This is a genomic window from Variovorax sp. P4_B10 (assembly GCF_056402375.1).
This window is the reverse complement of the sequence record NZ_JBFUHN010000030.1, coordinates 74,757-100,640: the sequence shown is the minus strand read 5'-3', so window position 1 is coordinate 100,640 and position 25,884 is coordinate 74,757. Positions and strand designations below refer to the sequence as shown.

Below are 25,884 nucleotides of genomic sequence, written 5' to 3'. Positions count from 1 at the left end.
AAAAAGCTCCTGATGTTCAGTTTCTTCAAGAAAAAACCGCCTGCCGAAACCCCGGTCGCGCCGGCGCCTCCCCCGCCACCCGCACCCGCACCTGCTGCCGAGCCTGCCCCGGCACGCTCGGTGTTCTCGCCTTCGAGCTGGTTCGGCGCGAAGCCTGCGGCCGAAGAGACGCCGCCCGCGCCGGCCGAAGCGCCTGCGGTGGTCGAGGCCCCGGCTGCGCCGCAAACGCCCTCCCCGGCGCCTGCGCCAGTCCCGGCACCGGCACCGGCACCCATTCCGGCCCCGGCCCCTGCCCCTGTCCCGACGCCCATCAGCGAAGCGGCGGCGGCCGCCGAGCGCAAAGGCTGGCTCGACAAGCTCAAGACCGGCCTGCGCAAGACCGGCACCGGCATCCAGGCCGTGTTCGTCAATGCACAGATCGACGATGCGCTGTATGAGGAGCTCGAATCCGCCCTGCTGATGGCCGACACCGGCGTCAAGGCGACCGAATTCCTGCTCGACGACCTGCGGGGCCGCGTCAAGCGCCAGATGGCCACCGATGCGGCGCAGGTGAAGCTGCTGCTGGCCGACGCCGTCGCCGACCTGCTCAAGCCGCTCGAGAAGCCGCTGGTCATCGGCCAGTTCACGCCTACCGTGATCATGGTGGCCGGCGTCAACGGCGCGGGCAAGACCACCTCCATCGGCAAACTCACCAAGCACCTCGCCAATGAAGGCGCCTCGGTGCTGCTGGCCGCGGCCGACACCTTCCGGGCAGCGGCGCGCGAGCAGCTGCTGGTCTGGGCCGACCGCAACACGGTCGAGATCGTGAGCCAGGAAGGCGGCGATCCGTCGGCCGTGAGCTTCGACGCGGTGAATGCCGGCAAGGCGCGCGGCAAGGACGTGGTGCTGGTCGACACCGCCGGCCGGCTGCCGACGCAGCTGCACCTGATGGACGAGCTGAAAAAGATCAAGCGCGTCGTCACCAAGGCCGACGCCACGGCGCCGCACGAGGTGCTGCTGGTGATCGACGGCAACACCGGGCAGAACGCGCTCGCGCAGGTCAAGGCCTTCGACGAGACGCTGGGCCTCACCGGCCTGGTCGTGACCAAGCTCGACGGCACGGCCAAGGGCGGCGTGCTCTGCGCCATCGCGCGCGAGCGGCCGATTCCGGTCTACTTCATCGGCGTGGGGGAAAAGCTCGAAGACCTCGAGACCTTCAACGCGCGCGAGTTCGCGCAGGCGCTGCTCGGATAGACAAAAAAGAAGCGGCCATCGCCTGGAGCAGCACAGCCGCAACCACCGGCTTGAACAACACCTGCACCCCCGACTCCCGCACCCGCTGCAGGCGGTCGGGTGAAGTTTCCCCCGTGATCAACAGCAGCGGAATTGGAGCCCCGGCGCCTTCGCCTTGTCCCTGGCTGAGGCGCAATCCGGCGTCGAGCCCGTCGACGCCGTCGGCCAGGCGGTAGTCGCACAACAGCAGATCGAAGGGACGCCCCTCCCCGTGGGCCTTCCGCAGGGCCGCCGCAGCGCCGGCCTCGTCGGCCACGGCGTGCGCGTCGATCGCGTGGGAACGCAGCAACCCCTTCATGGCCTCGCGGATCTCGAGCTCGTCGTCCAGCAGCAGCACCCGACCGGGCAGGACCGGCATGACGCTGCGCTGCTGCTCCTGCACTTCGGCGACTTCGGGCGGAAACGACGGGGCCAGCCCTCCGCTCTGCGCTTCGACAGCCGGCAGCACGACACGAAAGTGCGTGCCCCGCCCCGGACGCGAATGCATCTGCACCGGATGGCCGAGCAGGCGCGACAGCCGCTGCACGATCGACAGGCCGATGCCGAGCCCCCGGGAGCGGTCGCGGCCGGGATTGTCGACCTGGTAGAACTCCTCGAAGATCCGGCCCGACTGCTCGGGCGCGATGCCGATGCCGGTGTCGCGCACCTCGACCCACACCGCGTCGCCGCGCTCGCGCGCCATCACCGTCACGCCGCCCTGCGCGGTGTACTTGAGCGCGTTGTCCATCAGGTTCGACAGCATGCGGTGCAGCAACTGCGGGTCGCTGTGGACCCACAGGCCGCTGGCACGCACGCGCAGCTGCAACTGCTTCTGCTCGGCCCGTGCCGAGAAGGTGTGGTTGAGCGGCAGGAACAACGCGTCCAGCTGGACCGGCTGCGGCGCCGGGGTGATCACGCCGGCATCGAGCCGCGAGACGTCGAGCATGGTGTCGAGCGAGGCTCCCAGCGCATTCACCGCGCGCATCAGGCGCTCGGCATTGCGGCCTTCGGGACGGTCGCGCAGCTCGTTCTCGAGCGCGGCGCCGAAGAGCGCGATGGCATGCAGCGGCTGGCGCAGGTCGTGGCTCGCGGTGCCGAGGAAGCGGGTTTTCTCCTCGCTGGCGCGCTCGGTGGCGGCGATCTGTTCGCCGAGCCGGGCGGCCAGGGCCTCGTTCTCGAAGCGCAGCATGAGCGATTCGGTCAAGAGCTTGTGCTGGCCGATGCCCGCACGCAAGGTCAGCAGCAGGTAGGCCGCGCCGGCCGTGGCCAGAAAGAGATGCAGGCCATCGCCCTGCCACGCCAGCGCGGTGATCAGGCCCAGCGACATGGGCAGCGTGTAGCCGAACAGCGCCGATTTCAGCGGCCAGAGCGACTGCGACGCCCGGGCGCAACTGCCCACGATCACCGCCATCAGCAGCGAGGTCATCGGCAGGTTGTCGTACGGCACGATGAGCCAGGGCACCACTGCCGTGATCATGCTGACCAGCGTGACCATGCGGGAGATCTTCCGCGCCCAGTACGCGCTCTCCCGGGCGGGCCGCGAGGGGGTCCAGCGCGGCGTGAAGAAGACGTAGATGTCGGCCATCATCAGGCCGCCCAGCCAGAACAGCAGGCTCGGATTGCCCAGCTGCGAATAGATGATGCAGCCGAAGATCACCACGAACGCCATGTGGGTCAGCGTCGAGGCGCCGTAGGTGTCGTACACCGAGGCGACGTGCTCCCGCAGGACCCGTTGGCCGAGGGCGTGATCGGCGTGCGGATCGTTCGACGCCAAGGCCGGCCCGTTCAATGCAGGGTGCTGATCAACTGGGCGCGCGAGCGCATGCCGAACAGCAGCAGGATGGTCGAGACATGGTTCTTCACCGTGCCCTCGCTCAGGTTCGCGAGCTGGGCGATTTCCTTGTTGGCCTTGCCTTCGAGCACCCACTGCAGCACCTGCATCTGGCGCGGCGTGAGCTCCTGCCAGGCGCTGGCATGGGCGAACTCGGCGTAACCGGTGAGCGCCTTCGGCACGGCCGGAGGCGGGTTGTCCGCCGCACCGGGGTCGAGCAGGCCGCAGGCGCGGATGAAGCTCACCACTTCCTTCAGGTCGGCCGACTTGGGAAGAAAGGCACTGGCCCCCAGGGCAAGCACGCCCTGCGCCAGCGTGCTGTTGCCGGTGCCGGACAGCACGACGATGCGCGCGGCGGGGAAACGCAGGCGGAACTCGGCCAGGCCGCTCAGGCCATGGGTGTCGGGCAGCGCCAGGTCCAGCAGAACGAGGCCGATCGACGCCTGGTGGGTCGCGTACAGCGCGAGAGCATCGGCGACGTTGCCGGCCTCGAAGACCTCGATGCGCGCGCCGGCGGAGGTGGCTTGCGCCTGCACCAGTGCGCAGACCCCCAGCCGAAGCAGGTCGTGATCGTCCACGACCAGGATCGCGGTCGGTACGCGGGTGGGCAGGCCGGCCCCCGCTGTCACGGGCGAAGGCATGGAAGAGGAATCGAAGGGAGCCACGCGTTTGATCTTAGCGGCGCAAAGATACGGAAACAGTGCCCAAAGTCATGCCACGACACGCCCAGAGGGCCGGAATTGCTACTTTTCCAGTGGCACTTGCCATCACCAGCCGCCGTGGCACCATCGAAGTCTCGCCGCACCGCACGGCGCCTCCGGAGACTCACCATGATGGATACCGCTGCCGCTCCACTGGCATCGAGCGACCGCAAGGTCGACCGCCTGCTCGCCCACTACGAGGAAAGCCACCGCAACCCGACCAACGAGCTGATCCACTTCGTGGCCATCCCGGCGATCATGCTGAGCATCGTCGGCCTGCTCTTCGCGCTCCATCCCTGGGTGGCCTACGTCTTCGTGGCCGCCAGCCTCGTCTACTACGCCCTGCTGCGCGCCCCGGCCTTCCTGCTGACCATGTTCGCCCTCACCGTGCTGGCGCTGGCGCTGGTGCATGCGATGGACGGCCTTGTCTTGCCGATTTCAGCTGCCATCTTTGTGGTGGCCTGGATTTTCCAGTTCGTGGGCCACAAGATCGAGGGCAAGAAACCTTCGTTCTTCGAAGATATCCAGTACCTCTGGGTCGGGCCCTTGTTCGTTCTGTCGAAGCTTTTCGTGAAGCTGGGCGTTCGCTGGTAGTTTTTCGACCAACCGGCCGGACAATGCCGGAGCGCTGCGGCCATTGCGCCGAAGTCGAGCGCTGGACGGCGCGTATGTGCGCCATCGCACAGACTGTTCCCCCTTGACAGCCAACGATGGCGCAGCGCGCCTTCGAAGCAAAGGCTGGCGGCATTCATTGAATGAATCAGGCGAAAGCCGTTGAGGTCCCGGACTATGCGCAACTTTCTCACCAACAACCGGGAAGAGTTGATTTCACGGTGCAAATCGAAGGTTGCGCAGAGACCCCGGCGTGCCGCGACCGAACAACAATTGGCAAACGGCATACCGCTGTTCCTTGGGCAATTGATACGAACCCTTGCGGCGGAAGAAACTGACAATCCTGCGGACAGCATCCGAATCTCTGGGCCCTCAGGGGGAGATTCATTGGCCTTGTCGGAAATGGGAGTGGCCGCTACGGCCCATGGCAAGGAGTTGCTGAAGCTGGGGTACACGGTGGACCAGGTCGTTCACGACTACGGCGACCTTTGCCAGGCGATCACGGACCTGGCCTTCGAACGCGACGCCCCGTTCGCTGTCGCGGAATTCCGGACGTTGAACCGGTGCCTGGACAACGCCATTGCAGACGCCGTCACCGAGTTCAGTTTCCAGCGGGATACGCAAATTGCCCGTCAGCAGAGTCTCGACGCAAGCGAGCGTTTCGGATTCCTGGTTCACGAGCTGCGCAATTCTCTGGGCACGGCAACCCTTGCGATCCACGCTCTCGAACTCGGCAACATGGCAGTGAGCGGCGCCACCGGGACCGTCCTGAAGCGCAGCCTGTCCGCGATGGGCACCTTGATCAGCCGGGCGCTCGCCGAGGTGCGCGGTGGCCTGCCTGAACAACGGCAGACATTTTCCGTCGCCTCGTTCATTCACGACGCCGAAACCGCGGCCCAGCTCATTGCAAGCGCCGCAGGTTGCGTCTTCGAGGTGCCGCCCGTCGACGCCCTCCTGGCCATCCGTGGAAATCGCGAACTGCTGCTCGCCGCATTGGCAAACCTCCTGCAGAACGCATTCAAGTTCACGCATCCCCACACCGATGTCGCCTTGAAGGCGTATGCCATTGGCGGGCAGGTACTGATCGAAGTCGAAGATCACTGCGGAGGGCTGCCACCCGGGAGCGCCGACAAGATGTTCGCGCCCTTCAATCAGCACAGTCATGACAAGACGGGTCTTGGCCTGGGTCTTTCCATCGCGCGCCAAAGCGTCGAGGCCGACCTCGGCACCCTGACTGCCCGGGATGTGCCAGGCACCGGCTGCGTTTTCACCATTTGCCTGCCGCGCCACTCGATCCAGTGACGGGCACTCCGGTTTTCTCGAATCCCGAACGACTCCCCAACGAAAAATCCTGCGCGCGGTGATTGGCGCATCCGTTGCTCATGATGCATTCCTCCCGGATTCAGGTGAGAGCGACGCTGGCGCCAGCGCAGTCAAGAGTTCCAGCTGCTTCTTCTGGATTTCCAGCAATTCCGCCCACTGCTTCTCCCGCAGCAGATCGATTTTTTCGTGAAGCAGCATGATCTCCAGTTCGGCCTTCAGATTGACCTCGTAGTCGTGGTCTGCGCTCGCGCGATCCTTCTCGGACTGCCTGTTCTGCGACATCAGGATGATCGGCGCCTGAATGGCCGCCAGCATGGACAGGAAGAGATTGAGCAGTATGTAGGGGTAGGGATCGAAGGTTTTTCCGCCGCCGGCCAACAGGATGGCGTTGAGAACAACCCACAGGAGCATCGTTGCGGCGAAAAGTCCCACGAACGTCCAGGAGCCTCCAAACGAGGCCACGGCGTCCGCCGCACGCTGGCCGAAGGGGCGCTCCCTGGCCGTGAGGTCTGTGGCGACGTTGTGCGCGATGTGAGTCCGCGCCGCAACATGCCGCGCGACCTTCTTGGCCGCCTCGTCCAGTGCTTCGTAGGGTGCGCCCAGCAGCCTCTTGGCGATTTCGTCAGGTTGATGCATGAAGACCTCCTGATCTTGAGCGCGCGGAAGGAGACGGCGTCGTGTGAGAGGGGCATTCTGGTCGATCTGGCCTGGATTTCCGTGCTCGTGGGTTGATTTCCGCACCAACGCGCCCCACGTTCCCCTCGACATCTGGCCCGGTCGGCTTCCGTTCAGGAGTCAGTGAGATCCGACCGGCGACAGTCTGCGGCTATCGGCTCGATAGAAACTCAAAGGAACCCTTGGTTTAGCACTCCCTCTAACCGAGTGCTAATATGACCCACACAAAGGAGTTTCCCCTGATGACATCCCTGTCTGGAGCCTCTGCCAACCAGCTGGCCGTCGCCAATCCATGGTCGATGGTGCCCCCGCTGGGTAACCTGGATGCTTATATTTCGGCCGCCAACCGCCTGCCGTTGCTCACGCTCGAAGAAGAGCAGGGCTTCGCACGCAAGCTGCGCGACCAGAACGACCTCGACGCCGCCGGTGCGCTGATCCTGTCGCACCTGCGCCTGGTCGTCTCCATCTCCCGCCAATACCTGGGCTACGGGCTGCCGCACGGCGACCTGATCCAGGAAGGCAACGTCGGCCTGATGAAGGCCGTGAAGCGTTTCGACCCCGACCAGGGCGTGCGGCTGGTGAGCTACGCCATGCACTGGATCAAGGCCGAGATCCACGAGTACATCCTGAAGAACTGGCGCATGGTCAAGGTCGCGACGACCAAGGCCCAGCGCAAGCTGTTCTTCAACCTGCGCTCGATGAAGCAGGGCTTCAAGGCCGACTCGGCCGCGGCCGACAACGGCACGCACCGCGACACGCTGAGCCCCGACGAGGTGTCGCAAATGGCGACCCGGCTCAACGTCAAGCCCGAAGAAGTGCTGGAGATGGAAACCCGCCTGTCGGGCGGCGACGTGCTGCTCGACCCGGGCCCGTCGGACGACGGCGACGAAGCCTTCGGCCCGATCGCCTACCTGGCCGACGCCACGCAGGAACCGACCGCCCTGCTCGAATCGCAGCAGCGCGACCGCCTGTCGAGCGACGGCATCGCCACCGCGCTGGAAGCGCTGGACGACCGCAGCCGCCGCATCGTGGAAGAGCGCTGGCTCAAGGTCAACGACGACGGTTCGGGCGGCATGACGCTGCACGACCTGGCTGCGGTGTACGGCGTGAGCGCCGAGCGCATCCGCCAGATCGAAGTCGCTGCAATGAAGAAGATGAAGAAGGCGCTGGCGGACTACGCGTAAGCCGTCCCCGCCCCCCAGGAAGCCCGGCAATGCCGGGCTTTTTTCATGGCGCTTTGGACAGGGTCCGCAAGGCCCGCTTCGCGATGTACCGCGTCGCGTCCGCATCGGATTCCGCGAGCCACCGCGTGCACAGCGTCTCGACCCATTCCCCCTGCGTCTTGCTGGCGTCGTTGAGCCAGTTCGCGACCGAGTTCTGCACATAGCGGCTGCTGTCGGCCCGCAGCGGCTCGATCAGCGGCAAGGCGCGCCATGGCTCGGCCTTGAGCGCCTCGATCTGCGCGCACCACACGCCGCGCGGACGCGTGAGTTCGCTGGCGAAGCGGCGGATGTTCGGGTCGGCATCGGTCACCCATGGCTGCAGCAGCGCCAGCGCTTCGTCCAGCGAGGCGATGACCGCATCGCGCACCGCCATCCAGGCGATCTCGCGCACGCCGAAATGCGGATCGGCGGCGAAGCGGCGCACGGCGTCCAGCTGCGCAGGCAAAGACAGTCCGGAGAGCGTGACCCACTGCGCTGCCCAGCAGCGCGCCACGTCGCTCGCATGCGTGGCCAGCCGGTGCGCGACGGCATCGCGCTCGGCATGCAGCGCCGTCAGGTCATAGAGCGCACGCGCAATGTGGCTGTGCCGCTGCATCGGCTTGAAGGCCCCGAGCATGGCGAGCGTGTCGACCAGCCGCTCGCTCGCCGCGTCGAGGCCGATGTGGCCGGCCACGCTGCGCGCCAGCTGCGGCAACTCGAGCGCCATGAACTCGTTGAGGTTGACGGTCTCGAGCAGCCCGTCGTTGAGGGCGCGCAGCACCTCGGGCGGGATCAGCGCAATGCGAAAGGCGCCCTTGCGCGCCTTCAGGTGATCGACCGGGGCGACAACGGCAACAACGGCATCCACGGGCCGGCCCTCCTCAGGAACTGAGCAACGCCTTCAGGTCCGACAGCATCGATGGCACGCCGGCGCCATAGCGCGCATAGAGCCGCAGCCGGCCCTGGGGGTCGTAGACGAAGCTCGCGGCCGAATGGTCCATCGAATAGCTGGTCGGCGTCTTGCCATCGACCTTCTTGAAGTAGACCTTGAAGTCCTTGGCGGTCGCGGTGAGTTCGTCGGGCGTCGGGATCAGCGCCACGAAGGTCGGGTCGAACGCGCCCATGTAGGCCTTGAGCACTTCGGGCGTGTCGCGCGCCGGATCGACCGTGACGAACAGCACCTGCAGCTTGTCGCCGTCCTTGCCGAGTTGCTGCTTGACCTGCGCCATCTCGGTCATCGTGGTCGGGCAGACATCGGGGCACTGCGCGTAGCCGAAGAACAGCACGACCACCTTGCCCTTGAAGTCGGCCATGGTGCGGACCTTGCCGTCGGCGTCCTTCAGCGAAAAATCCCTGGCGTAATCGGCGCCCGTGATGTCGACCGCATTGAAACTCGGCCTGGCTTCGCTGCAGGCCGAAAGCCCCACGCCCAGAGCCGCCGCCGCGCCCATCCAGCCGGCGGTTCCGGCGATCAGTTTGAGAGCGTTGCGCTTGTTCATGGGGACGGTATTCAATGGAGGTAGTGGTCGACGAGCAGCGCCGCGAACAGCACGCTCAGGTGGATCAGCGAAAACCGGAAGGTCTTGCGCGCCAGCGTGTCGGAGTAGTTGCGCCAGAGCGCGAAGGCGTAGCCCGTGAAGCCGACGCTCACCGCAACGGCAACGGCAAGATACAGCCAGCCGCTCATGCCGTAGATGAAGGGCATCAGGCAGGCCGCAAACAGGATGAAGGTGTAGAGCAGCACCTGCAACCGGGTGAACTCGTTGCCGTGCGTGACGGGCAGCATCGGCAGCCCGGCCTTGCGGTAGTCCTCGACGCGGTAGAGCGCCAGCGCCCAGAAGTGCGGGGGCGTCCACAGGAAGATGATGAGGAAGAGGATCAGCGCCTCGGGGCCGACGTCGCCCGTCATCGCGGCCCAGCCGAGCACCGGCGGCATGGCGCCCGAGGCGCCGCCGATCACGATGTTCTGCGGCGTCAGCGGCTTGAGGATCACGGTGTAGATCACCGCGTAGCCGACGAAGGTGGCGAAGGTCAGCCACATCGTGAGCGGGTTGACCGTGAACCACAGCAGCGCCGAACCGGCCCCGCACAGCAGTGCCGAGAACACCAGCGCCTGCATGTCGCTGAGCTGGCCGCGCGCCGTGGGGCGCCAGGCGGTGCGCTTCATCTTGGCGTCGATGCCCTTCTCGACCAGGCAGTTGAACGCCGCCGCGGCACCGGCCACCAGCCAGATGCCGATGCAGGCCAGCACCCCGCGCTGCACGTCGGCCCACGAAGGCACGCCGGGCACGGCCAGGACCATGCCGATCAGCGCGCAGAACACGATCAGCTGCACCACGCGCGGCTTGGTCAGCGCGTAGAACTGGCGCAGCACGTTCGCGGTGCTGGTTTGCTGAACGGGGATCGGGGTGCTCACGCGGCGGCTTTCTTCGGGTTGGGGGTACCGCGTGCATTGTCGTCGGCACGCACGGTCACGGTCGCCACGGCTTCGCGGCGGCTCTCGCAGAGCGCCCAGGTGAGCACCACGGCGAGCGCCGCGGCGCCGCCGGTGTGGAGCACGGCCGCGGCCAGGGGCCAGCCAAGCAGCACATTGCCGAGGCCGGTGGCGAGCTGCAGCAGCGCCAGGCCCGCGAGCCAGCGGGCCTGCGGGCGCAGCGACTCGGTGCGGCGCAGATGCCAGGCAAGCACGCCCAGGGCGATGAACACCGCATAGGCCGTCAGCCGATGCGCATAGTGAATGGCCGTGAGCGCGGAGAAATCGAGCGGCTGGCCGTCGCCGGTCACGCCGAGGTGGCGCCAGATCTCGAAACCCTGCACGAAATTCATCGCCGGCCACCAACTGTCCTGGCAGGTCGGAAACTGCGTGCAGGCCAGCACCGCGTAGTTGGTGCTGACCCAGCCGCCGAGCGCGATCTGCAGCACGAGCAGCACGGTGGTTGCGATCAATCCGTTGCGCAGGGCCGGCGACACCGGGGTCGGCAAGCGGTCTGCGGCCACCTGCCGATAGCGGACCGCCTGGATGCACAGCAACGCGAGCAGCACGATGGCGCCGAGCAGGTGCAGCGTGACGATCGCGGGAAAGAGCTTCCAGGTGACGGTCATCGCACCGAAAGCGCCCTGCAGGCAGACCCAGGCCAGCGTCGCCGCAGGCCACCATGCGCTGAGCGTGGCGTGATCGCCATCGGCCTGCGGCGCGGGCAAGCGCTGCTGCCGCCTGCGCACGATCCAGGTCGCGCCCGCCAGCGCGAGGATCAACACACCGACCCCGGTTGCGAGATAGCGGTGAACCATCTCGACCCAGGCCTTGCTGTGCGTGACCGGGCCCGTGGGCTGGGCCGCCTGCGCCATCGCGATCTCGTGCCGCGCGCCGGCCGGGCTGGCGTTGCCGTAGCAGCCGGGCCAATCGGGACAACCGAGGCCCGAATCGGTGAGGCGCGTGAAGGCGCCGAACAGCGTGAGGTCGAAGGTGAGGAACAGCGTGAGCACCGTCAGCGCGTGCAGCCGCCGCGCCGGGCCCAACCCCGCATTGCGGCGCCACACCCAGACCAGCGGCCCGAGCGCGATCAGCACGCCGGCCGCCATCAGCCAGGCGATCGGTGTGAGGTCGTAGAGCGCGCTCGTATCCATGGGGCAATCAGCGGCCAGGCTCGTCCCAGGACGACGAAGCGCGCAGCAGGCGGTCGATGTCGCGCTTGGCGCGGCTCGCGCCCGCGGCGTCCATGCGCGCGGGGAAACGCATCATCCAATTGCCCATCGGGTCGACCACGTAGAGATGCTCAGCGAGGGCGTGGCCCGAAACGGGCGCGAGCCATTTGGCCAACTGGTCGGCCGGCACGCGCAGCACCGTCGCGCCATGCAGGCCGTTGTTCAGGCGCTCGGGCACAGGCGCCGCATCGCTCACGAGCCAGACGCGGTCCATGCGGTCTTTTTCGCGGCCCAGGCTTTCGCGGAGTTGCCGCTGCAGGTAGAGCTGCTGCTCGCACAGCGCATCGCAGGCCGCATCGGCCACGGCGACCAGCAGCCATTGGCCCTTGAGCGTCGCGATGTCGACCGGTGCGCCGTTGCGGTCGGTGGCGGCCAGCTTGGGCAGCTCGCGCTGCGGATCGATCAGCACGCCGTAGACGCTGCGGCCTTCGGGGCGGATCACGTAGTAAGTGAAGTACGAGGCGATCACCGGTGCCGCGCACATCAGCATCACGGCGATCATCTTCCAGCGCCCGACGACCGTGCGCCGTCCCTCGGCGCCATCGAGCGCCTGGTTGGGCGACGGCATCGAGTGCACCGTCAGGCCCAGCGGTTCGTCAGAGGCGGCGTTCATCGCGTGCACGGCGCCGTGAGCGGCGGAAGGGGGTGATGAATTGGAACCAGACATAGAGGATGACGACGAGGGCCGAAAGGCCGAACCACTGGAATGCATAACCGTAGTGCCTCTCCAAGCCCAGCGCTGGGGCCGGCCAGTCGCGTTGCAGGCCCTCGGAGGCCGGCCCGGTCTGCTGCAGCGACACGTCGGTTCGCAGCGGCAACTTGGTCTCGGCACGGAATGCCTCCAGGTCGAGATTTTGCCGGATGGGCGAAGACCCCTCGGCGGCCGGTGCCGGGGCGGCCGCGGACGCAGCAGGGGCCGGCGCGGCGGCAGCCGGTGTGCCCAGTTCGAGCAGATGACTCGGAGGCGGCTCGATCAGGCCCGTGACCTCGACGATGCCGGCGGGTGTCTCGACCGCGCCCAGCTGGGTCCGGTCGACGAAATTGCGCTGCACCCAGCCCCGCTGAATCATGACCGCCTGCTCGGTGCCTTCGAGGGCAAAGGGCGTCAGCACATAGAAGCCCGGCACGCCATGCATCTGGCGGTTGTCCAGGTAGACCGTCTGCGGCGTGAGCCAGAGGCCGCGCAGGCGCACCGGCCGGTGCAGCGAGTCGGTGGCCTTCTCGAGCGCCAGGAACGCCGCCTGATCGAGCGCCGGCTTCTGCTTCTGGGCATCGATGCTGGCCTGCAGCGCCTCCTTCTGCGCGGCGCGCGAGAGCTGCCAGCGGCCCAGCGAGACGGTGGCGGCCACCGCCAGGATGGCCGCGACGGTAAGGAGCCAGAAGCGGCCGCGGCGGCCACGACGAGGTGGCGCGGCGGTGTTCAGGGGTTCGGGGGTCACTGGAGAGAACGGGGCGTGCGGCCGATAATGCGGGTCATGAAATATTTCGTCGCCCTGGTCTTCGTGGGCATCTTCGCGAGCCTCGCCTTTGCGCTGTACTTCATGCTGAAGGACGGTCGCAACGGGCGCGCCAAGAGCGGCGGCATGGCGCGCGCGCTCACCTTTCGGATCGGCCTCTCGGTGTTTTTGTTCCTCTGCATGCTGCTCGCCTGGAAACTCGGCTACATCCAGCCCACCGGGCTCCCGCTCGGCAAGTAGATGGTGCTCGTTCCACGAGAACCATGAAAAAGGCGCCTTACGGCGCCTTTTTTCCGGAATGCCGCGAGGTTCGCTCAAAGCCAGTAGACCAGCGTGTAGAGACCCAGCCACACCACGTCCACGAAGTGCCAGTACCATGCCGCGCCTTCGAAGCCGAAGTGGCGCTCGGGCGTGAAATGCCCCTTCTGCAAGCGCAGGGTGATGAACAGCAGCATCAGCATGCCGATGAACACGTGCAGGCCGTGGAAGCCGGTCAGCATGAAGAAGGTCGAACCGTAGGCGCCCGAGCTGAGCTTCAGGTTCAGTTCGGTGTACAGGTGGTGGTATTCGTAGCCCTGCACGCCCAGGAAGAGCATGCCGAGCAGCACGGTGAGCCACATGAAGCGGATGGTCTGCGCACGATGGCCGGCACGCAGCGCGTGGTGGGCGATGGTGAGCGTCACGCCCGAGCTCAGCAGCAGCGCGGTGTTGATCGTGGGGAGCCAGAACGGACCGACGGTCTGGAACGGCTCGACGATACCGGCCGGCGAACCGGTCACGCCGGCGGCGGCGCTGGGCCACACGGCCTTGAAGTCGGGCCAGAGGATCGCGTTGTCCAGGCTGCCGAGCGCCGGCAGCGAATGGGTGCGGGCCCACCACAGCGCGGTGAAGAAGGCGCCGAAGAACATCACTTCGGAGAAGATGAACCAGCTCATGCTCCAGCGGAACGAGAGGTCGACCTTGTGGCCGTACTGCCCGCCTTCGCTTTCGCCGATAGCGGCGCGGAACCACACGAAGAGCGTGCCGAGCCAGCCGAGCATGCCGGCCAGCAGCGACCAGGCGCCCCACTCGTGGCCGTTGATCCACTGAGCTGCACCGAGGATCACGAAGAACAGGCCGGTCGCGGCCATGACCGGATAGGCCGATGGTCCGGGCACGAAGTAGTAGGGCGTGGTGCCGTGGGTGGTTGAACTCATATCAGCTCCTGGCTTTCTTTCTTCTCTCGATTCAATGGATTCTGCTTGTCGTGGGTTTCGTCAGGCACCGGCAACCACATGGCGCACCAGCAGTATCAGCCCGACGACGAAGACGATCACTGCGACGAACGCCACTGCGATGATGTGCAGCGGGTTCAGCTTGCCCAGGTCTTCCTGGTAGGCGCTGTTCTTGCGGACGCCGAAAAACGACCAGCCCACCGCCTTCACCGTGTCCCACAGCGAAGCCTTCGGTTTGTTCGACGGAGCGGTCACGATCGCGGCTCATTGGCGGTATTCGACACGGCAGCCACCGGCGCCGCCGGCGTCTTGCCGCCCACCTCGAAGAAGGTGTACGACAGCGTGATGGTCTTGACGTCTTTCGAGATCTTCGGGTCGATCACGAAGGCCACCGGCCACTGCTTCTTCTCGCCCGGATCGAGTGTGTACTGGTTGAAGCAGAAGCACTCGAGCTTGTTGAAGTACGGTGCGGCCTGCTGTGGCGCATAGCTCGGAATGGCCTGCGCGGCCATGCGGCGGTTCTGCACGTTCTGGAACTCGTACATCACGGTGTTGAGCTGGCCCGGATGCACCTCGATGGTCCGCTCCGCGGGCTTGAAGTCCCAGAGGCCGCCACGCACGTTGGAGTCGAACTCGACCTTGATCGTGCGGGTCATGTCGACCTGCGTGTTGTCGGGCACGCGCACATTCTTGCCGCCGCTCGCACCGCCCGGCACCTCGAGCTCGGAGAGCGCGAGGATGTTGATGCCGGTCATCTCGCAGATCGCGCGGTACATCGGCACCAGCGCATAGCCGAAGGCGAACATGCCGCAGGTCACGACGGCCAGCTTGCCAACCATGCGGACATTGGCGCGACGGATGCGTTGGCCGAGACTCATGATGCGTGATGCTCGCGTTCGGGAGGACGTCAACGACCGCTGAAGAAGACCATGCGGACGATGAAGCCGATGAAGAAGATCACCGCGATGGAGGCCAGCGTGAGCCCCATGCGACGGTTGTTCTTTCTTTGTTCAGGCGTCGTCATCGTCGTGCGGTCGATCAGCCGATCACCTTGGTGGCGGTCGCGTCGAGCTTGGGCGGGGTTTCGAAGGTGTGGAACGGCGCCGGCGACGGCACTTCCCACTCGAGGCCTTCAGCGGCTTCCCAGGGCTTCTGCGAAGCCTTCTCACCCTGGCCGCGCATGGTGGGCAGCACGATGAAAAGGAAGAAATACAGCTGGGCGAAACCGAAGAAGAAGGCACCGACCGACGCCAGCGCGTTGAAGTCGGCAAACTGCATCGGGTAGTCGGCGTAGCGTCGCGGCATGCCGGCAAGACCCAGGAAGTGCATCGGGAAGAAGGTCACGTTGAACGAGATCAGCGACCACCAGAAGTGCACCTTGCCGCGCGTTTCGTTGTACATCACGCCGGTCCACTTGGGCACCCAGTAGTAGAAGCCCGAGAACATGGCGAACAGCGAGCCGGCCACCAGCACGTAGTGGAAGTGGGCCACCACGTAGTAGGTGTCCTGCAGCTGAGTGTCGATCGGCGCGACCGCGAGGATCAGGCCGGTGAAGCCGCCCATCGTGAACACGAAGATGAAGCCGACCGCGAACAGCATGGGCGTCTCGAAAGTCATCGAGCCCTGCCACATCGTCGCGATCCAGTTGAAGATCTTCACGGCCGTGGGCACCGCGATCAGCATGGTCGCGTACATGAAGAACAGCTGGCCGGTGAGCGGCATGCCGGTCGTGAACATGTGGTGCGCCCACACGATGAACGACAGGATGGCGATCGACGAGGTGGCGTACACCATCGAGGCGTAGCCGAACAGGCGCTTGCGTGCGAAGGCAGGCACGACCTGGCTGATGATGCCGAAGGCCGGCAAGATCATGATGTAGACCTCGGGGTGGCCGAAGAACCAGAAGATGTGCTGGTACATCACCGGGTCGCCGCCGCCTGCGGGGTTGAAGAAGCTGGTGCCGAAGTGGCGGTCGGTCAGCGTCATCGTGATGGCGCCTGCGAGCACGGGCATCACGGCGATCAGCAGGTAGGCGGTGATGAGCCAGGTCCAGCAGAACATCGGCATCTTCATCAGCGTCATGCCGGGGGCGCGCATGTTGAGGATGGTCACGATGATGTTGATCGAACCCATGATCGACGAGGCGCCCATGATGTGCATCGCGAAGATGCCGGCGTCCATCGAGGGGCCCATCTGCAGCGTGAGCGGCGCGTAGAGCGTCCAGCCCGCAGCGGGTGCGCCGCCGGGCATGAAGAACGAACCCACCAGCATCAGCGCCGCCGGGATCAGCAGCCAGAAGCTGAAGTTGTTCATGCGCGCGAACGCCATGTCGGAGGCGCCCACCTGCAGCGGGATCATCCAGTTCGCGAAGCCCACGAAGGCCGGCATGATGGCGCCGAACACCATGATCAGGCCGTGCATGGTGGTGAACTGGTTGAAAAGCTCCGGGTTCACCAGTTGCAGGCCGGGCTGGAAGAGCTCAGCGCGGATCAGGAGCGCCAGGACGCCGCCCACCATCAGCATCGTGAAGCTGAACAGCAGGTAGAGCGTGCCGATGTCCTTGTGGTTGGTCGCGAACACCCAGCGACGCCAGCCGGTGGGCGCGTGGTGGTCGTGATGCTCGTCGTGTGCGTGGTCGCCGTGGGCTGCGTGACCGTGGGGGTCGAGGACTGCACTCATTTCGTTGTTCCTTGCAATTTCTTCTTCGCGGGGCGCTGCCGTATCACTTGCCGCGCAGGGCCAGCACTTCGGCCGGCTGCACCAGCTGGCCCGTCTTGTTCGACCAGCTGTTCTTGGTGTACGTGGCCACTGCCGCGAGGTCGGTGTCGCTCAGTTGCTTCCAGGAAGGCATCGCGCCGTTGTTCTGGCCGTTGAGCAGCACCGTGAGCTGCACCTTGTGGTCGGCGTCGGTCACCTTCGCGGCGCCGTCGAGCGGCTTGATCGGGCCCGCGCCCTTGCCGTTGGCCTGGTGGCAGGCGGCGCAGTTGGCGGCGTAGACCTTCTCGCCGCGCACCAGCATCTCGGGCAACGCCCAGACCTTGGTCGGGTCGTCGAGCTTGGCCGCGGCTTCCTTGCGCTTGGTGGTCACCCAGGTCGTGTAGTCGGCGGCCGAGACCACCTTCACGTGGATGGGCATGTAGGCGTGTTCCTTGCCGCACAGCTCCTGGCACTGGCCGTAGTAGTCGCCCACGGTTTCGGCACGGAACCAGGTGTCGCGCACGAAGCCGGGAATCGCGTCCTGCTTGAGGCCGAGCTGCGGCACCGCGAACGCGTGGATCACGTCGTTGGCGGTGGTGATGATGCGGACCTTCTTGTTGACCGGCACGACCAGCGGGTTGTCGACCTTGAGCAGGTAGTCGTCGGGCATCGCGCCCTTGGCGCCTGCATCGGACATGGCGCGCTGCGAGCTGTCGAGCGTGGAGATGAAGGCCAGGCCCTCGCCTTCGCCGTTCAGGTAGTCGTAGCCCCACTTCCACTGGTAGCCGGTGGTCTTGACCGTGAGGTCGGCGTTGGTGGTGTCCTTCTGGGCCACCAGCACCTTGGTGGCGGGCAGCGCCATCACGATCACGATGAGGAAAGGCACGATGGTCCAGATGACCTCGACCACCACCGATTCATGGAAGTTGGCCGCCTTGTGGCCGACCGACTTGCGGTGCTTCCAGATCGAATAGAACATGACCGCGAACACGGCGACGAAGATGACCGTGCACAGGATCATCATGATCGTGTGGAGCAGGTGCTGCTCCTGCGCGATCTTGGTCACACCGACCGGAAGATTCAGCTGACGCACCGAGGGGCCGCCGGGCAGATCGTTGACTGCGTGCGCCGCGCTGCTGAAAGCCGCGCCGGCCGCCAGCAACAGATTCGCCGGCCTGTACTTATTGCGCCAAATGCTCTTCATCGTGTTCACGTTTCTTCAATTTTTCGACAAACCCAACCGTGCAGCACTGCGCGAGCCCCTCAGGCGCCACGCAACGCCATGCGAATCTCGCGGGCCAATGCCGCACGCAACTCCGGGCGTACATAGCGCCCCACCCTGACCGATCGACCCTGTCCCGAGACCTCGATCAGCGAGCGATCGCTGGTCTGCGGTTCGATCCGCACCTGGTGCGGAAGAAATTCCGTGCGTTCGTAGTGCCCACCGTCCTCGAGCTCCACCACCAGCCGCCCGCCCTGCAGCGCGATCCGTTCTCCGTCGGTCGCGTGCCGCGCGTACAGCATGAACGCGAAGCCCACGGCGGCCAGTTCGAGCCAGGCAAACGGCAGCACCAGCGGCGCACCGTGCAGCCAGAACACCGTACCGATACCGAGCGATACCACGCACAGCGAGGCGTAGAGCCAGCCCAGCTGGCTCGGCGTCACCGAGCAGTTCCGCTTCAGGAACCAGTGGATGCTCTGGCCTGAGACGGTGGCAAAACGAAACACGGAATTCGACACGGGCGAGTTCAGCAAATCGGTGCGTCGACGGTTGCCAAAACCCCTTGTCCAACGGGTTCAGACAGCCCCTCGATCGCGGGACAATACCCGCGAGTTTCACGCAACGGCGGATTGTAGCGGGTAGATACCGGCGACCGCGGGCCGGGCGGGACGCCTACGGGTCACTACTAACCGGGCCGCTCAGGCGCCCGGCCGGCCACGCTGCAGCATCGAGCGCATCTCGCGCAGCGAGACCGCGCTCTCGGCCGACAGCGCAACGCGCGGCGCCGGCTTGAACGCATGGCCGTAGATCACCTCGAAGGTCAGCGCGATCCGGCCACCGCCCTCCTCGGCCGGCGCCAGCTCGGGCAGTGCGCTCTTCAATGCCCTGTGCCAGGCCTTGCCCCGAAGCGCCGGGAAGCGGCCCGGGTGCAGGTTGCGCCCGAGCGTGCGCAATTCGGCCAATGCGGCCTCGGGGGTGGCCCAGGTCAGCACGATGCGCTCCATGTCCATCACGGGCTCGGCAAAGCCGGCATGCACCAGCATGTCGCCCCAGTCGTGCATGTCGGTGTATTCATGGCCCGCCACGGGCCAGCCGAGCCGCGCATGCAGCGCCCGCAACTCGCGCACGGTGTCGGGGCCGAGGCAGGAGAACATCAGGAAACCGTCGGTCGCGACCAGCCTGTGCCATTGCGCGATCAACGCCTCGGGGTCGGCCGCCATGTGCAACGACATGTTGGCCCACAGCAGGTCCACGCCGTCCTCGGGCGGCGCATCGAAGCGGGCCTTGCCGCCCTGCCAGCGGCGGGCACTCCACCAGGGCGCGGCCAGCGCCTCGCCGGTCTTGCCGGCCAGGGCCGGTTCGGGTTCGATCACGAAGGAAGCGGCATCGCGATAGCGGCGCGCCAACAGTTCGTGCGCCTCGAGGCCGCCGCGCAGGGGTGCCCAGTCGGCCCAGGTGCGGGGCTGCGCCTTGATCCATTGCAGCCGGTCTTCCATGCGGCGGCCGATTTCCTCGTGCAGCCAGGGCGAGCCTTCGGCAGGCGCAAGCCGGCGCCAGCGGGCGGCCGCCGTGGGGTCGATGGTCGGCGGTCTTCTTGCGGGGTCGGTGGCCATGGGGCCGTGAGTATATTGAGCCCATGTTCAGCCATCGGGCCCTGAGGCCTTTCACCTCGCTGCTCGCACGGCTGCCCAGCCAGTGCCAGGTGTGCCGTGCCTGGCCCGCACAGCCGGTGTGCGATGCCTGCGTCGCGCGTTTCGCCCCGCCGACCGCGCGTTGCAGCGGCTGCGCGCTGCCCGTGCCGGAAGGCGTGACGCGATGCGGCGAATGCGTGCGGCACCCGCCGCCGCTCGATGCCTGCCTTGCGGCCTGCACCTATGCATGGCCCTGGCCCGATGCCATCGCCCGGTTCAAGTTTCGCGGCGACGCCGGCTGGGCCGGCCCCTTCGCGACCCTGTTGCGCAGCGCGCCCTGGGTGGAGCCGGCGCTGGAGCAATGCGACATCGTGCTGCCGATGCCGCTCGCGCCCGGCCGGCTGCGCGAGCGCGGCTTCAACCAGGCGCTCGAGCTCGCACGCCGCATGGCGCCGGCCAAGACCGACGTGAAGCTGCTGCTGCGCACGCGCGAAACACCGGCCCAGAGCGGCTTGGCGCGGGCCGATCGGCTGCTCAACCTGCGCGGCGCCTTCGCGGTGGAGCCGTTGCGCGCGGAAAAGGTACGCGAAAAGCGCATCGTGCTGGTCGACGACGTGATGACCAGCGGCGCCTCGCTGTTCGCAGCCGCCGAGGCACTGCGCCTGGCCGGCGCCGCCCACATCACCGCGGTCGTGCTGGCCCGGACCGACCCGAGGTGATTGAAACACCCCCTCGCGCACTTCGTGTCGCTACGCCCCCCTCGCCGGGGCGACACCAGCGGCCCGGCGAAGCCGGTTCCGCGGTGTCCCTGGCCTTGGCCATGTCGGTTTCATGCGCCAGCGCGGTGGCGCACTGACATGACAATCGGCACATGTTCCATATCGTCCTGGTCCACCCCGAAATTCCGCCGAACACCGGCAACGTGATCCGGCTCGCCGCCAACACCGGCTGCACGCTGCACCTGGTCGAGCCGCTCGGCTTTTCGATGGACGACCGCCTGCTGCGCCGTGCCGGGCTCGACTACCACGAGTACGCCGAGGTGAAGCGCCATGCCGACTGGCAGGCGCTGATCGATGCGGAACAACCGGCCGCCGGGCGCATGTTCGCGCTCACCACCCGCGGCACGCGCGCGGTGCACGACGTGCGCTTCCAGCCGGGCGACTGGCTGGTGTTCGGCTCCGAGACCAGCGGACTGCCGCCCGCGGTGCGCGACAGCTTCGCCGAACCGCAGCGCCTGCGGCTGCCGATGCGCGAAGGGCAGCGCAGCCTGAATCTCTCGAACGCCGTGGCGGTCACGGTGTTCGAAGCCTGGCGGCAAAACGGGTTCGGCTGATCGAACACCAGCCGCTCCAGATCAGCAACGGTGGCACCGGCGTGGCCCAGCGGACCGCCGGCCATGTCGACCGTGCCGCGGTGCGCGCCAGCGCGCTCGGCATCACCCGGCAAGGCGCCGCCGCCTACGGCGAAGTGGCCGGCCGCCGGATGTAAGGCGCGATCAGCGGTAGCGGCGCACCACCGACTCGGCGACGCAGGCCGGCTTGGCCGCGCCTTCGAGTTCGATGGTGGCTTCCCAGGTCATCTGGATGCCGTCGTCGGCAATCGGCTCCGCGGTGAGCAGCTTCATGCGCGCCCGCAGCCGCTTGCCGACCGGTACCGGCGACATGAAGCGCACCCGGTTCAGCCCGTAGTTCACGCCCATGCGCGACTCGACAACGTCGAACGCGGTCTCGTAGAAGCGCGGCAGCAGCGACAGCGTGAGAAAGCCATGGGCGATCGGCCCGCCGAAGGGGCCGGCCTTGGCCCGCTCGACGTCGACATGGATCCACTGGTGGTCGCCCGTCGCCTCGGCGAACAGGTTGACCTGCTCCTGCGTGATGGTGATCCAGTCGCTCACGGCGACCTCCTGGCCGACGCAGGCGGCAAGATCCTGAAGGGTCTGGAATGTCTTTTTGGTCATGCGGGGCATTCTGGCGCCAAGGGCGCGGGGGCGGCTGTCGGGCTTGCGACAACCGGAGTATTGGCTCGCCCCCAGGCTGCGCGCACTTCGTGTCGCAACGCCCACCCCCTACCGGGGGCAACACCAGCGGCCCGGCAAAGCCGGTTCCGCGGTGTTCCGGGCTTGCCCCCGGCCGTGTTATTCACGCTTTCTCAGGCCTCGAGCCATTCGCAGATCGGCTGCCATTGTTCGAGGTCGCGCTGAACACGGCCCGGCGCGATGTCGAACAGCGTGAGCCCGCGCGCCGCGAGCTGCACGTAGTTCTGCGTGTCGCGCAGCTCGCCCAGCACCGGCACGCCGAGCCCCGCAATGAATTCGTTCAGCCGGTCCGCGGCCAGGGTGCGGGCATTCACGCGCATGCCCACGAGGCCGATCCGCGTCTTCTCCGCGCGGCGCTGCTCCATGAGCCGGTCGAGGAAATCGCGGGTGGCGTAGATGTCGAAGATGCTCGGCTGCAGCGGCACGATCACCCGGTCGGCCAGCGCCAGCACCTCCTTGAAGCGCCAGCCGTGCAGGCCGGCGGGCGTGTCGAGCACCGCATGCGTGGTGCCACGCGGCGGCCGCACCACCGTGCTGCCGCCGGTCGCCTCCCAGGTGGAAACGGGCCTCGCCATCGGCGGACGCAGATCGAGCCAGAGCCGCGAGGACTGCTGGCGATCCACGTCGCCCAGCATCACGGCATGACCGCGGCTCGCAAAGTAGCCCGCGATGTTCGTCGCGATCGTCGACTTGCCCGCACCACCCTTGGGGTTGGCGACCAGAACCACCGGCATGAAGTTCTCCTCCAGAGCTGGGACAGGAGGATGGTAGTCGCCCGGACATACGTTATGTTCACGGGATGACGACAACAACATCCCCGGGAAACCCCGCCGGCGACGCCGGGGGCATCTACGTCCTTGCAGCCCACCCGCACTGGCGCGACTCGCGCGTGAACCGGCGGATGCTGGCCGCCGCGCGCGGCGTGCCGGGGGTCGATGTCAACGACCTCTACGGCAGCTACCCCGACTTCGCCATCGACGTCGAGGCCGAACACGCCCGGCTCGCGAGGGCCAGCCTGGTGGTGCTGCTGCACCCGATCCAGTGGTATTCGATGCCGGCGCTGCAGAAGCTCTGGGTCGACGACGTGCTCAGCTACGGATGGGCCTACGGACCCGGCGGCACCGCGTTGCAGGGCAAGGACCTCTGGCTGGTCGCCACCACGGGCAGCCCCGAGCCGAGCTACCACCCCCAGAGCTACCACCGCTATTTCTTCGACGCCTTCCTGCCGCCCTACGAGCAGACCGCCGCGCTCTGCGGCATGCGCTTCCTGCCGCCGCTGGTCTTCCACGGCGCACGCAGCGCCGCCGAGGCCGAGGTGGCGGCACACGTCGACGTCTTCGCCCAGCGCCTCGGCAGCTACCCCCAATGGCCCGAGCTCGAGGAACTCGACGCCTGCGTGGCCTGCCCCGTGCCCGAAACCGACCGTCCGGCCGAGTCCGATGACATGGGCAAGGCAGCGTCCGGCGCCTTCCACTCCGCGATGGCCCGAGGCCTCGCCTCCATGTCCGCCGCCAACGAAGAAAAGAACAACGAAGAAGGCATGGCCTGAGCATGGAACACGCACCCGCCTGGCTGACCAGCAGCCTGATCTACCTGAGCGCCGCCGTGCTGGTGGTGCCGCTTTCCAGGGCCCTGGGCCTGGGTTCGATCATCGGCTACCTCGTCGCCGGCATCGCCATCGGCCCCTGGGGGCTGGGCCTCGTGTCCAGCGTGGAGGACGTGCTGCATTTCGCCGAATTCGGCGTGGTGCTGATGCTGTTCCTCGTGGGGCTCGAGCTCGAACCCAAGCGCCTGTGGAACCTGCGCCGGCCCATCTTCGGCTGGGGCTCGGCGCAGGTGCTGAGCTGCGCCGCCGTGCTCTTTGCCGTCGGCTGGGCCGTGGGCGCCGAATGGCGCGTGGCGCTGGTGGCCTCGCTCGGCCTCGCGCTCTCGTCCACCGCGATCGCGCTGCAGGTGTTCGGCGAACGCAACCTGCTCAAGACGCCGAGCGGCCAGGCCGGCTTCTCGATCCTGCTGTTCCAGGACGTGGCGGCCATCCCGATCCTGGCACTGCTGCCGTTGCTGGCGGGCGCCACCGCAGCCGAGCCATCGCTCAGCGGGCTGGGCCGCGCACTGGAAGCACTGAAGATCGTCGGCGTGATCGCCGGCATCATCCTCGGCGGCCGGCTCGCCCTGCGGCCGCTGCTGCGCTGGATCGCGCGCAGCGACACGCCCGAGATCTTCACCGCCGCGGCGCTGCTGCTGGTGGTAGCCATCGCGGCGCTGATGCAGTTCGTGGGCCTGTCGATGGCGCTGGGTGCCTTCCTCGCCGGTGTGCTGCTGGCGGAAAGCGAATACCGGCGCGAGCTGGAGACCGACATCGAGCCCTTCAAGGGCCTGCTGCTCGGCCTGTTCTTCATCGCCGTGGGCATGTCGATCAACTTCGGCGTGCTGATCGCGAGCCCCGGGCTGATGGCGATGCTGGTGGTCGGCTTCATGGTCGTCAAGCTGGCCGTGATCTACGCGCTCGCCAAGGCGATGGGGTTGGCCTACCAGGAGCGGCCGGTGTTCACGCTGCTGCTCGCACAGGGCGGCGAGTTCGCGTTCGTGGTGTTCCAGGCCGCGGGGCCGGACGTGCTGCCGCCCGAAACCACCTCGCTGCTGATCGGCGCGGTGGCGCTGTCGATGCTGCTGTCGCCGCTGCTGCTGGTGCTGCTCGACAAGTTCGTGCTGCCGCGCTACAGCCGCTCCAGCGGCCCGCAGCTGGAAGAAATCTCGGAGCAGCAGGACGCCAAGGTGCTGATCTGCGGCTTCGGCCGCTACGGCCAGATCGTCGGCCGCATGCTCATGTCGCAGGGCCTGCGCGTGACGGTGCTCGACCACGATGCCGACACCGTCGAAGGCCTGCGCCAGTTCGGCTTTCGCGTGTTCTATGGCGACGCGACGCGGCTCGACCTGCTGCGCACCGCGGGCGCCGGCTCGGCCAAGGCCATCGTGGTGGCGGTGGACGACATCGAGCAGTCGCTCGAGATCGTCGACCTCGTGACGGAGCACTTTCCACAGGCCCGCATCGTCGCGCGCGCCCGCAACGTGACCCACCTCTTCCAGCTGCGCGACCGCGGCGTGAAGGACATCGAACGCGAGGTGTTCGAGTCGTCATTGCGCAGCGCCCGCTCGGCGCTCGAGGCGCTGGGCTGGCCGGCGCACGAAGCCCGCGAATCGACCATGCGATTCCGGCAGCGGAACATCAAGCTCGGCGACGAGATCTACCCGCACTACAAGGACCGAGCCAAGCTGATCGCGGCCAACAAGGAAGGCCGCCAGCAGTTCGAGGAGCAGATGGCGCGCGAGCGTGAGGAGCGGCAGCGCCGCTCTGGGCGCGATTGGGACCGGTTCGAGGAGAAGGAAGAGGCGGATTCGTAAAAAAGCCCGGTTTCCCTTCAGCCTTCCAGCTTCAGCAGCCTGACCGCATTCCCCTTCAGGATCCCCGGCATCACCTCGGGCTTGAACCCCGCCACCTCGAAGTCCTTCATCCACCGGTCGGGCGTGATCAGCGGGTAGTCGCTGCCGAACAGGATGCGGTCTTTGAGCAGCGTGTTGGCGTACTGCACCAGCTGCTTCGGAAAGTACTTGGGGCTCCAGCCCGACAGGTCGATCCACACGTTGGGCTTGTGGGTGGCCACGCTCAGCGCCTCGTCCTGCCAGGGAAAGCTGGGGTGCGCCATCACGATCTGCATGTCGGGGAAGTCGATGGCCACGTCGTCGAGGTGCATCGGGTTGCTGTATTCCAGCCGCAGCCCGCCGCCGCAACGCATGCCCGAGCCGATGCCGCTGTGGCCGGTGTGGAAGATGGCCGGCAGGCCGTACTCGGCGATCACCTCGTAGATCGGCCAGGCCATCTTGTCGTACGGATGGAAGGCCTGCACCGTCGGGTGGAACTTGAAGCCCTTCACGCCGTGCGCTTCGATCAGGCGCCGCGCCTCGCGCGCGCCCATCTTTCCCTTGTGCGGATCGATGCTCGCGAAGGCGATCATCATGTCGCTGTTCTTCTGCGCGGCCTCGGCGATCTCCTCGTTCGGGATGCGGCGGCGGCCCATGTTCGATTCGGCATCGACCATGAACATCACGAGGCCGATCTTTCTTTCACGGTAGTACGCCACGCTCTCGGCAATGGTCGGGCGGCCGCTCGAGCCGAAGTACTTGTCGGCGGCGCGGTCGTATTCCTCGCCGTAGTTGTCGAACGGGTTCCAGCAGCTCACTTCGGCGTGGGTGTGGATGTCGATGGCGATCAGGTTCTGGTGGTCCATGTCGTGTCTCCAGTACGGGTAAATCCCTAGGATTCGAGGCCT

At 66.8% G+C, this 25,884-nt stretch carries 29 protein-coding genes; 9 read left to right on the top strand and 20 right to left on the bottom strand.

Annotation, left to right across the window (positions count from 1 at the left end; all coding sequences use genetic code 11):
- Positions 1–12 precede the first annotated feature (12 nt).
- Complete coding sequence (gene ftsY, locus AC1DXX_RS15980) at positions 13–1,233, top strand: signal recognition particle-docking protein FtsY (RefSeq protein WP_478135177.1); 1,221 nt, start codon at positions 13–15, stop codon at positions 1,231–1,233.
- On the opposite strand, the gene AC1DXX_RS15975 is transcribed toward ftsY, so the two are convergent.
- Together AC1DXX_RS15975 and AC1DXX_RS15970 are read right to left on the bottom strand one after the other, a co-directional pair.
- On the bottom strand, positions 1,196–3,025 hold the full coding sequence (locus AC1DXX_RS15975) for an ATP-binding response regulator (RefSeq protein WP_478135176.1): 1,830 nt from the start codon (positions 3,023–3,025) through the stop codon (positions 1,196–1,198). The genes ftsY and AC1DXX_RS15975 overlap by 38 nt on opposite strands.
- A gap of 11 nt (positions 3,026–3,036) precedes the next feature.
- Positions 3,037–3,723: a response regulator transcription factor gene (locus tag AC1DXX_RS15970; protein ID WP_478135175.1), complete on the bottom strand. Its 687-nt coding sequence runs from the start codon at positions 3,721–3,723 to the stop codon at positions 3,037–3,039.
- A 189-nt stretch (positions 3,724–3,912) separates the two neighbouring features.
- Between AC1DXX_RS15970 and AC1DXX_RS15965 the strand changes: the two genes are divergently transcribed.
- Positions 3,913–4,377, top strand: a complete 465-nt coding sequence (locus tag AC1DXX_RS15965) for an Mpo1 family 2-hydroxy fatty acid dioxygenase (protein WP_478135174.1) — start codon at positions 3,913–3,915, stop codon at positions 4,375–4,377.
- Between the two features lie 195 nt (positions 4,378–4,572).
- On the top strand, positions 4,573–5,697 hold the full coding sequence (locus tag AC1DXX_RS15960) for a sensor histidine kinase (RefSeq protein ID WP_478135173.1): 1,125 nt from the start codon (positions 4,573–4,575) through the stop codon (positions 5,695–5,697).
- A 78-nt stretch (positions 5,698–5,775) separates the two neighbouring features.
- On the opposite strand, the gene AC1DXX_RS15955 is transcribed toward AC1DXX_RS15960, so the two are convergent.
- Entirely contained in the window at positions 5,776–6,354 is a 579-nt protein-coding gene (locus AC1DXX_RS15955; protein WP_478135172.1) for a DUF1003 domain-containing protein, read from the bottom strand.
- 281 nt (positions 6,355–6,635) lie between these two features.
- Here AC1DXX_RS15955 and rpoH point away from each other — a divergent pair, with 281 nt between their 5' ends.
- Positions 6,636–7,577, top strand: coding sequence for an RNA polymerase sigma factor RpoH (gene rpoH / locus AC1DXX_RS15950; RefSeq protein ID WP_478135171.1), 942 nt, complete (start codon positions 6,636–6,638; stop codon positions 7,575–7,577).
- A gap of 43 nt (positions 7,578–7,620) precedes the next feature.
- Here rpoH and AC1DXX_RS15945 read toward each other — a convergent pair whose 3' ends face one another.
- From AC1DXX_RS15945 to AC1DXX_RS15920, 6 genes are read right to left on the bottom strand one after another with little or no spacing between them, the layout of a single operon-like run.
- On the bottom strand, positions 7,621–8,463 hold the full coding sequence (locus tag AC1DXX_RS15945; protein ID WP_478135170.1) for a DNA alkylation repair protein: 843 nt from the start codon (positions 8,461–8,463) through the stop codon (positions 7,621–7,623).
- A 13-nt stretch (positions 8,464–8,476) separates the two neighbouring features.
- A complete protein-coding gene (locus AC1DXX_RS15940; protein WP_478135169.1) occupies positions 8,477–9,094 on the bottom strand; it encodes an SCO family protein in 618 nt (205 codons plus the stop codon).
- Positions 9,095–9,105: 11 nt separating this feature from the next.
- Positions 9,106–10,011 (bottom strand): heme o synthase, encoded by a 906-nt coding sequence (cyoE, locus tag AC1DXX_RS15935; protein WP_478135168.1) that lies wholly within the window; start codon positions 10,009–10,011, stop codon positions 9,106–9,108.
- Positions 10,008–11,222, bottom strand: a complete 1,215-nt coding sequence (locus AC1DXX_RS15930; RefSeq protein WP_478135167.1) for a COX15/CtaA family protein — start codon at positions 11,220–11,222, stop codon at positions 10,008–10,010. The genes cyoE and AC1DXX_RS15930 overlap by 4 nt, the downstream gene beginning before the upstream one ends.
- Before the next feature lie 7 nt (positions 11,223–11,229).
- Positions 11,230–11,913 (bottom strand): hypothetical protein, encoded by a 684-nt coding sequence (locus tag AC1DXX_RS15925; RefSeq protein WP_478135166.1) that lies wholly within the window; start codon positions 11,911–11,913, stop codon positions 11,230–11,232.
- On the bottom strand, positions 11,897–12,739 hold the full coding sequence (locus AC1DXX_RS15920) for an SURF1 family protein (RefSeq protein WP_478135165.1): 843 nt from the start codon (positions 12,737–12,739) through the stop codon (positions 11,897–11,899). Before AC1DXX_RS15920 ends, AC1DXX_RS15925 begins: the two co-directional genes overlap by 17 nt.
- Before the next feature lie 27 nt (positions 12,740–12,766).
- On the opposite strand from AC1DXX_RS15920, the gene AC1DXX_RS15915 reads away from it, so the two are divergent.
- Entirely contained in the window at positions 12,767–12,997 is a 231-nt protein-coding gene (locus tag AC1DXX_RS15915; protein WP_042582813.1) for a twin transmembrane helix small protein, read from the top strand.
- Positions 12,998–13,071: 74 nt separating this feature from the next.
- On the opposite strand, the gene AC1DXX_RS15910 is transcribed toward AC1DXX_RS15915, so the two are convergent.
- The 8 genes from AC1DXX_RS15910 to AC1DXX_RS15875 all read right to left on the bottom strand — a co-directional run bounded on the left by AC1DXX_RS15910 (position 13,072) and on the right by AC1DXX_RS15875 (position 19,503).
- A complete protein-coding gene (locus tag AC1DXX_RS15910) occupies positions 13,072–13,953 on the bottom strand; it encodes a cytochrome c oxidase subunit 3 (RefSeq protein ID WP_478135164.1) in 882 nt (293 codons plus the stop codon).
- Positions 13,954–14,013: 60 nt separating this feature from the next.
- On the bottom strand, positions 14,014–14,226 hold the full coding sequence (locus AC1DXX_RS15905; RefSeq protein ID WP_478135163.1) for a DUF2970 domain-containing protein: 213 nt from the start codon (positions 14,224–14,226) through the stop codon (positions 14,014–14,016).
- A complete protein-coding gene (locus tag AC1DXX_RS15900; RefSeq protein ID WP_478135162.1) occupies positions 14,223–14,849 on the bottom strand; it encodes a cytochrome c oxidase assembly protein in 627 nt (208 codons plus the stop codon). Before AC1DXX_RS15900 ends, AC1DXX_RS15905 begins: the two co-directional genes overlap by 4 nt.
- A 29-nt stretch (positions 14,850–14,878) precedes the next feature.
- A complete protein-coding gene (locus tag AC1DXX_RS15895; protein ID WP_007836360.1) occupies positions 14,879–14,995 on the bottom strand; it encodes a cytochrome oxidase small assembly protein in 117 nt (38 codons plus the stop codon).
- A gap of 14 nt (positions 14,996–15,009) precedes the next feature.
- On the bottom strand, positions 15,010–16,650 hold the full coding sequence (ctaD, locus tag AC1DXX_RS15890) for a cytochrome c oxidase subunit I (protein WP_478135161.1): 1,641 nt from the start codon (positions 16,648–16,650) through the stop codon (positions 15,010–15,012).
- Positions 16,651–16,693: 43 nt separating this feature from the next.
- Positions 16,694–17,872, bottom strand: coding sequence for a cytochrome c oxidase subunit II (coxB, locus tag AC1DXX_RS15885; protein ID WP_478135160.1), 1,179 nt, complete (start codon positions 17,870–17,872; stop codon positions 16,694–16,696).
- Positions 17,873–17,931: 59 nt separating this feature from the next.
- Entirely contained in the window at positions 17,932–18,408 is a 477-nt protein-coding gene (locus AC1DXX_RS15880) for a DUF2244 domain-containing protein (protein ID WP_206179726.1), read from the bottom strand.
- Between the two features lie 180 nt (positions 18,409–18,588).
- A complete protein-coding gene (locus AC1DXX_RS15875; protein ID WP_478135159.1) occupies positions 18,589–19,503 on the bottom strand; it encodes a biotin synthase in 915 nt (304 codons plus the stop codon).
- Between the two features lie 23 nt (positions 19,504–19,526).
- Between AC1DXX_RS15875 and AC1DXX_RS15870 the strand changes: the two genes are divergently transcribed.
- Together AC1DXX_RS15870 and trmL are read left to right on the top strand one after the other, a co-directional pair.
- The gene (locus tag AC1DXX_RS15870) at positions 19,527–20,240 is read left to right on the top strand and encodes a ComF family protein (protein ID WP_478135158.1); all 714 of its coding nucleotides are present in this window, start codon (positions 19,527–19,529) and stop codon (positions 20,238–20,240) included.
- A gap of 152 nt (positions 20,241–20,392) precedes the next feature.
- Positions 20,393–20,854 carry a tRNA (uridine(34)/cytosine(34)/5-carboxymethylaminomethyluridine(34)-2'-O)-methyltransferase TrmL gene (gene trmL, locus AC1DXX_RS15865; RefSeq protein WP_478135157.1) on the top strand — a complete coding sequence of 154 codons (462 nt, stop codon included), beginning with the start codon at positions 20,393–20,395 and terminating at the stop codon, positions 20,852–20,854.
- Positions 20,855–21,016: 162 nt separating this feature from the next.
- Here the strand turns inward: trmL and AC1DXX_RS15860 are convergent, their stop codons facing one another.
- Positions 21,017–21,487: a MaoC family dehydratase gene (locus AC1DXX_RS15860; protein WP_478135156.1), complete on the bottom strand. Its 471-nt coding sequence runs from the start codon at positions 21,485–21,487 to the stop codon at positions 21,017–21,019.
- A gap of 182 nt (positions 21,488–21,669) precedes the next feature.
- A complete protein-coding gene (locus tag AC1DXX_RS15855) occupies positions 21,670–22,290 on the bottom strand; it encodes a ParA family protein (protein WP_478135155.1) in 621 nt (206 codons plus the stop codon).
- Positions 22,291–22,355: 65 nt separating this feature from the next.
- Here AC1DXX_RS15855 and kefF point away from each other — a divergent pair, with 65 nt between their 5' ends.
- Positions 22,356–23,105, top strand: coding sequence for a glutathione-regulated potassium-efflux system oxidoreductase KefF (gene kefF / locus AC1DXX_RS15850; protein WP_478135154.1), 750 nt, complete (start codon positions 22,356–22,358; stop codon positions 23,103–23,105).
- 2 nt (positions 23,106–23,107) lie between these two features.
- Positions 23,108–24,958 carry a glutathione-regulated potassium-efflux system protein KefC gene (kefC, locus tag AC1DXX_RS15845; RefSeq protein WP_478135153.1) on the top strand — a complete coding sequence of 617 codons (1,851 nt, stop codon included), beginning with the start codon at positions 23,108–23,110 and terminating at the stop codon, positions 24,956–24,958.
- A gap of 17 nt (positions 24,959–24,975) precedes the next feature.
- On the opposite strand, the gene AC1DXX_RS15840 is transcribed toward kefC, so the two are convergent.
- Positions 24,976–25,842 carry an amidohydrolase family protein gene (locus tag AC1DXX_RS15840; protein WP_478135152.1) on the bottom strand — a complete coding sequence of 289 codons (867 nt, stop codon included), beginning with the start codon at positions 25,840–25,842 and terminating at the stop codon, positions 24,976–24,978.
- Positions 25,843–25,884 lie beyond the last annotated feature (42 nt).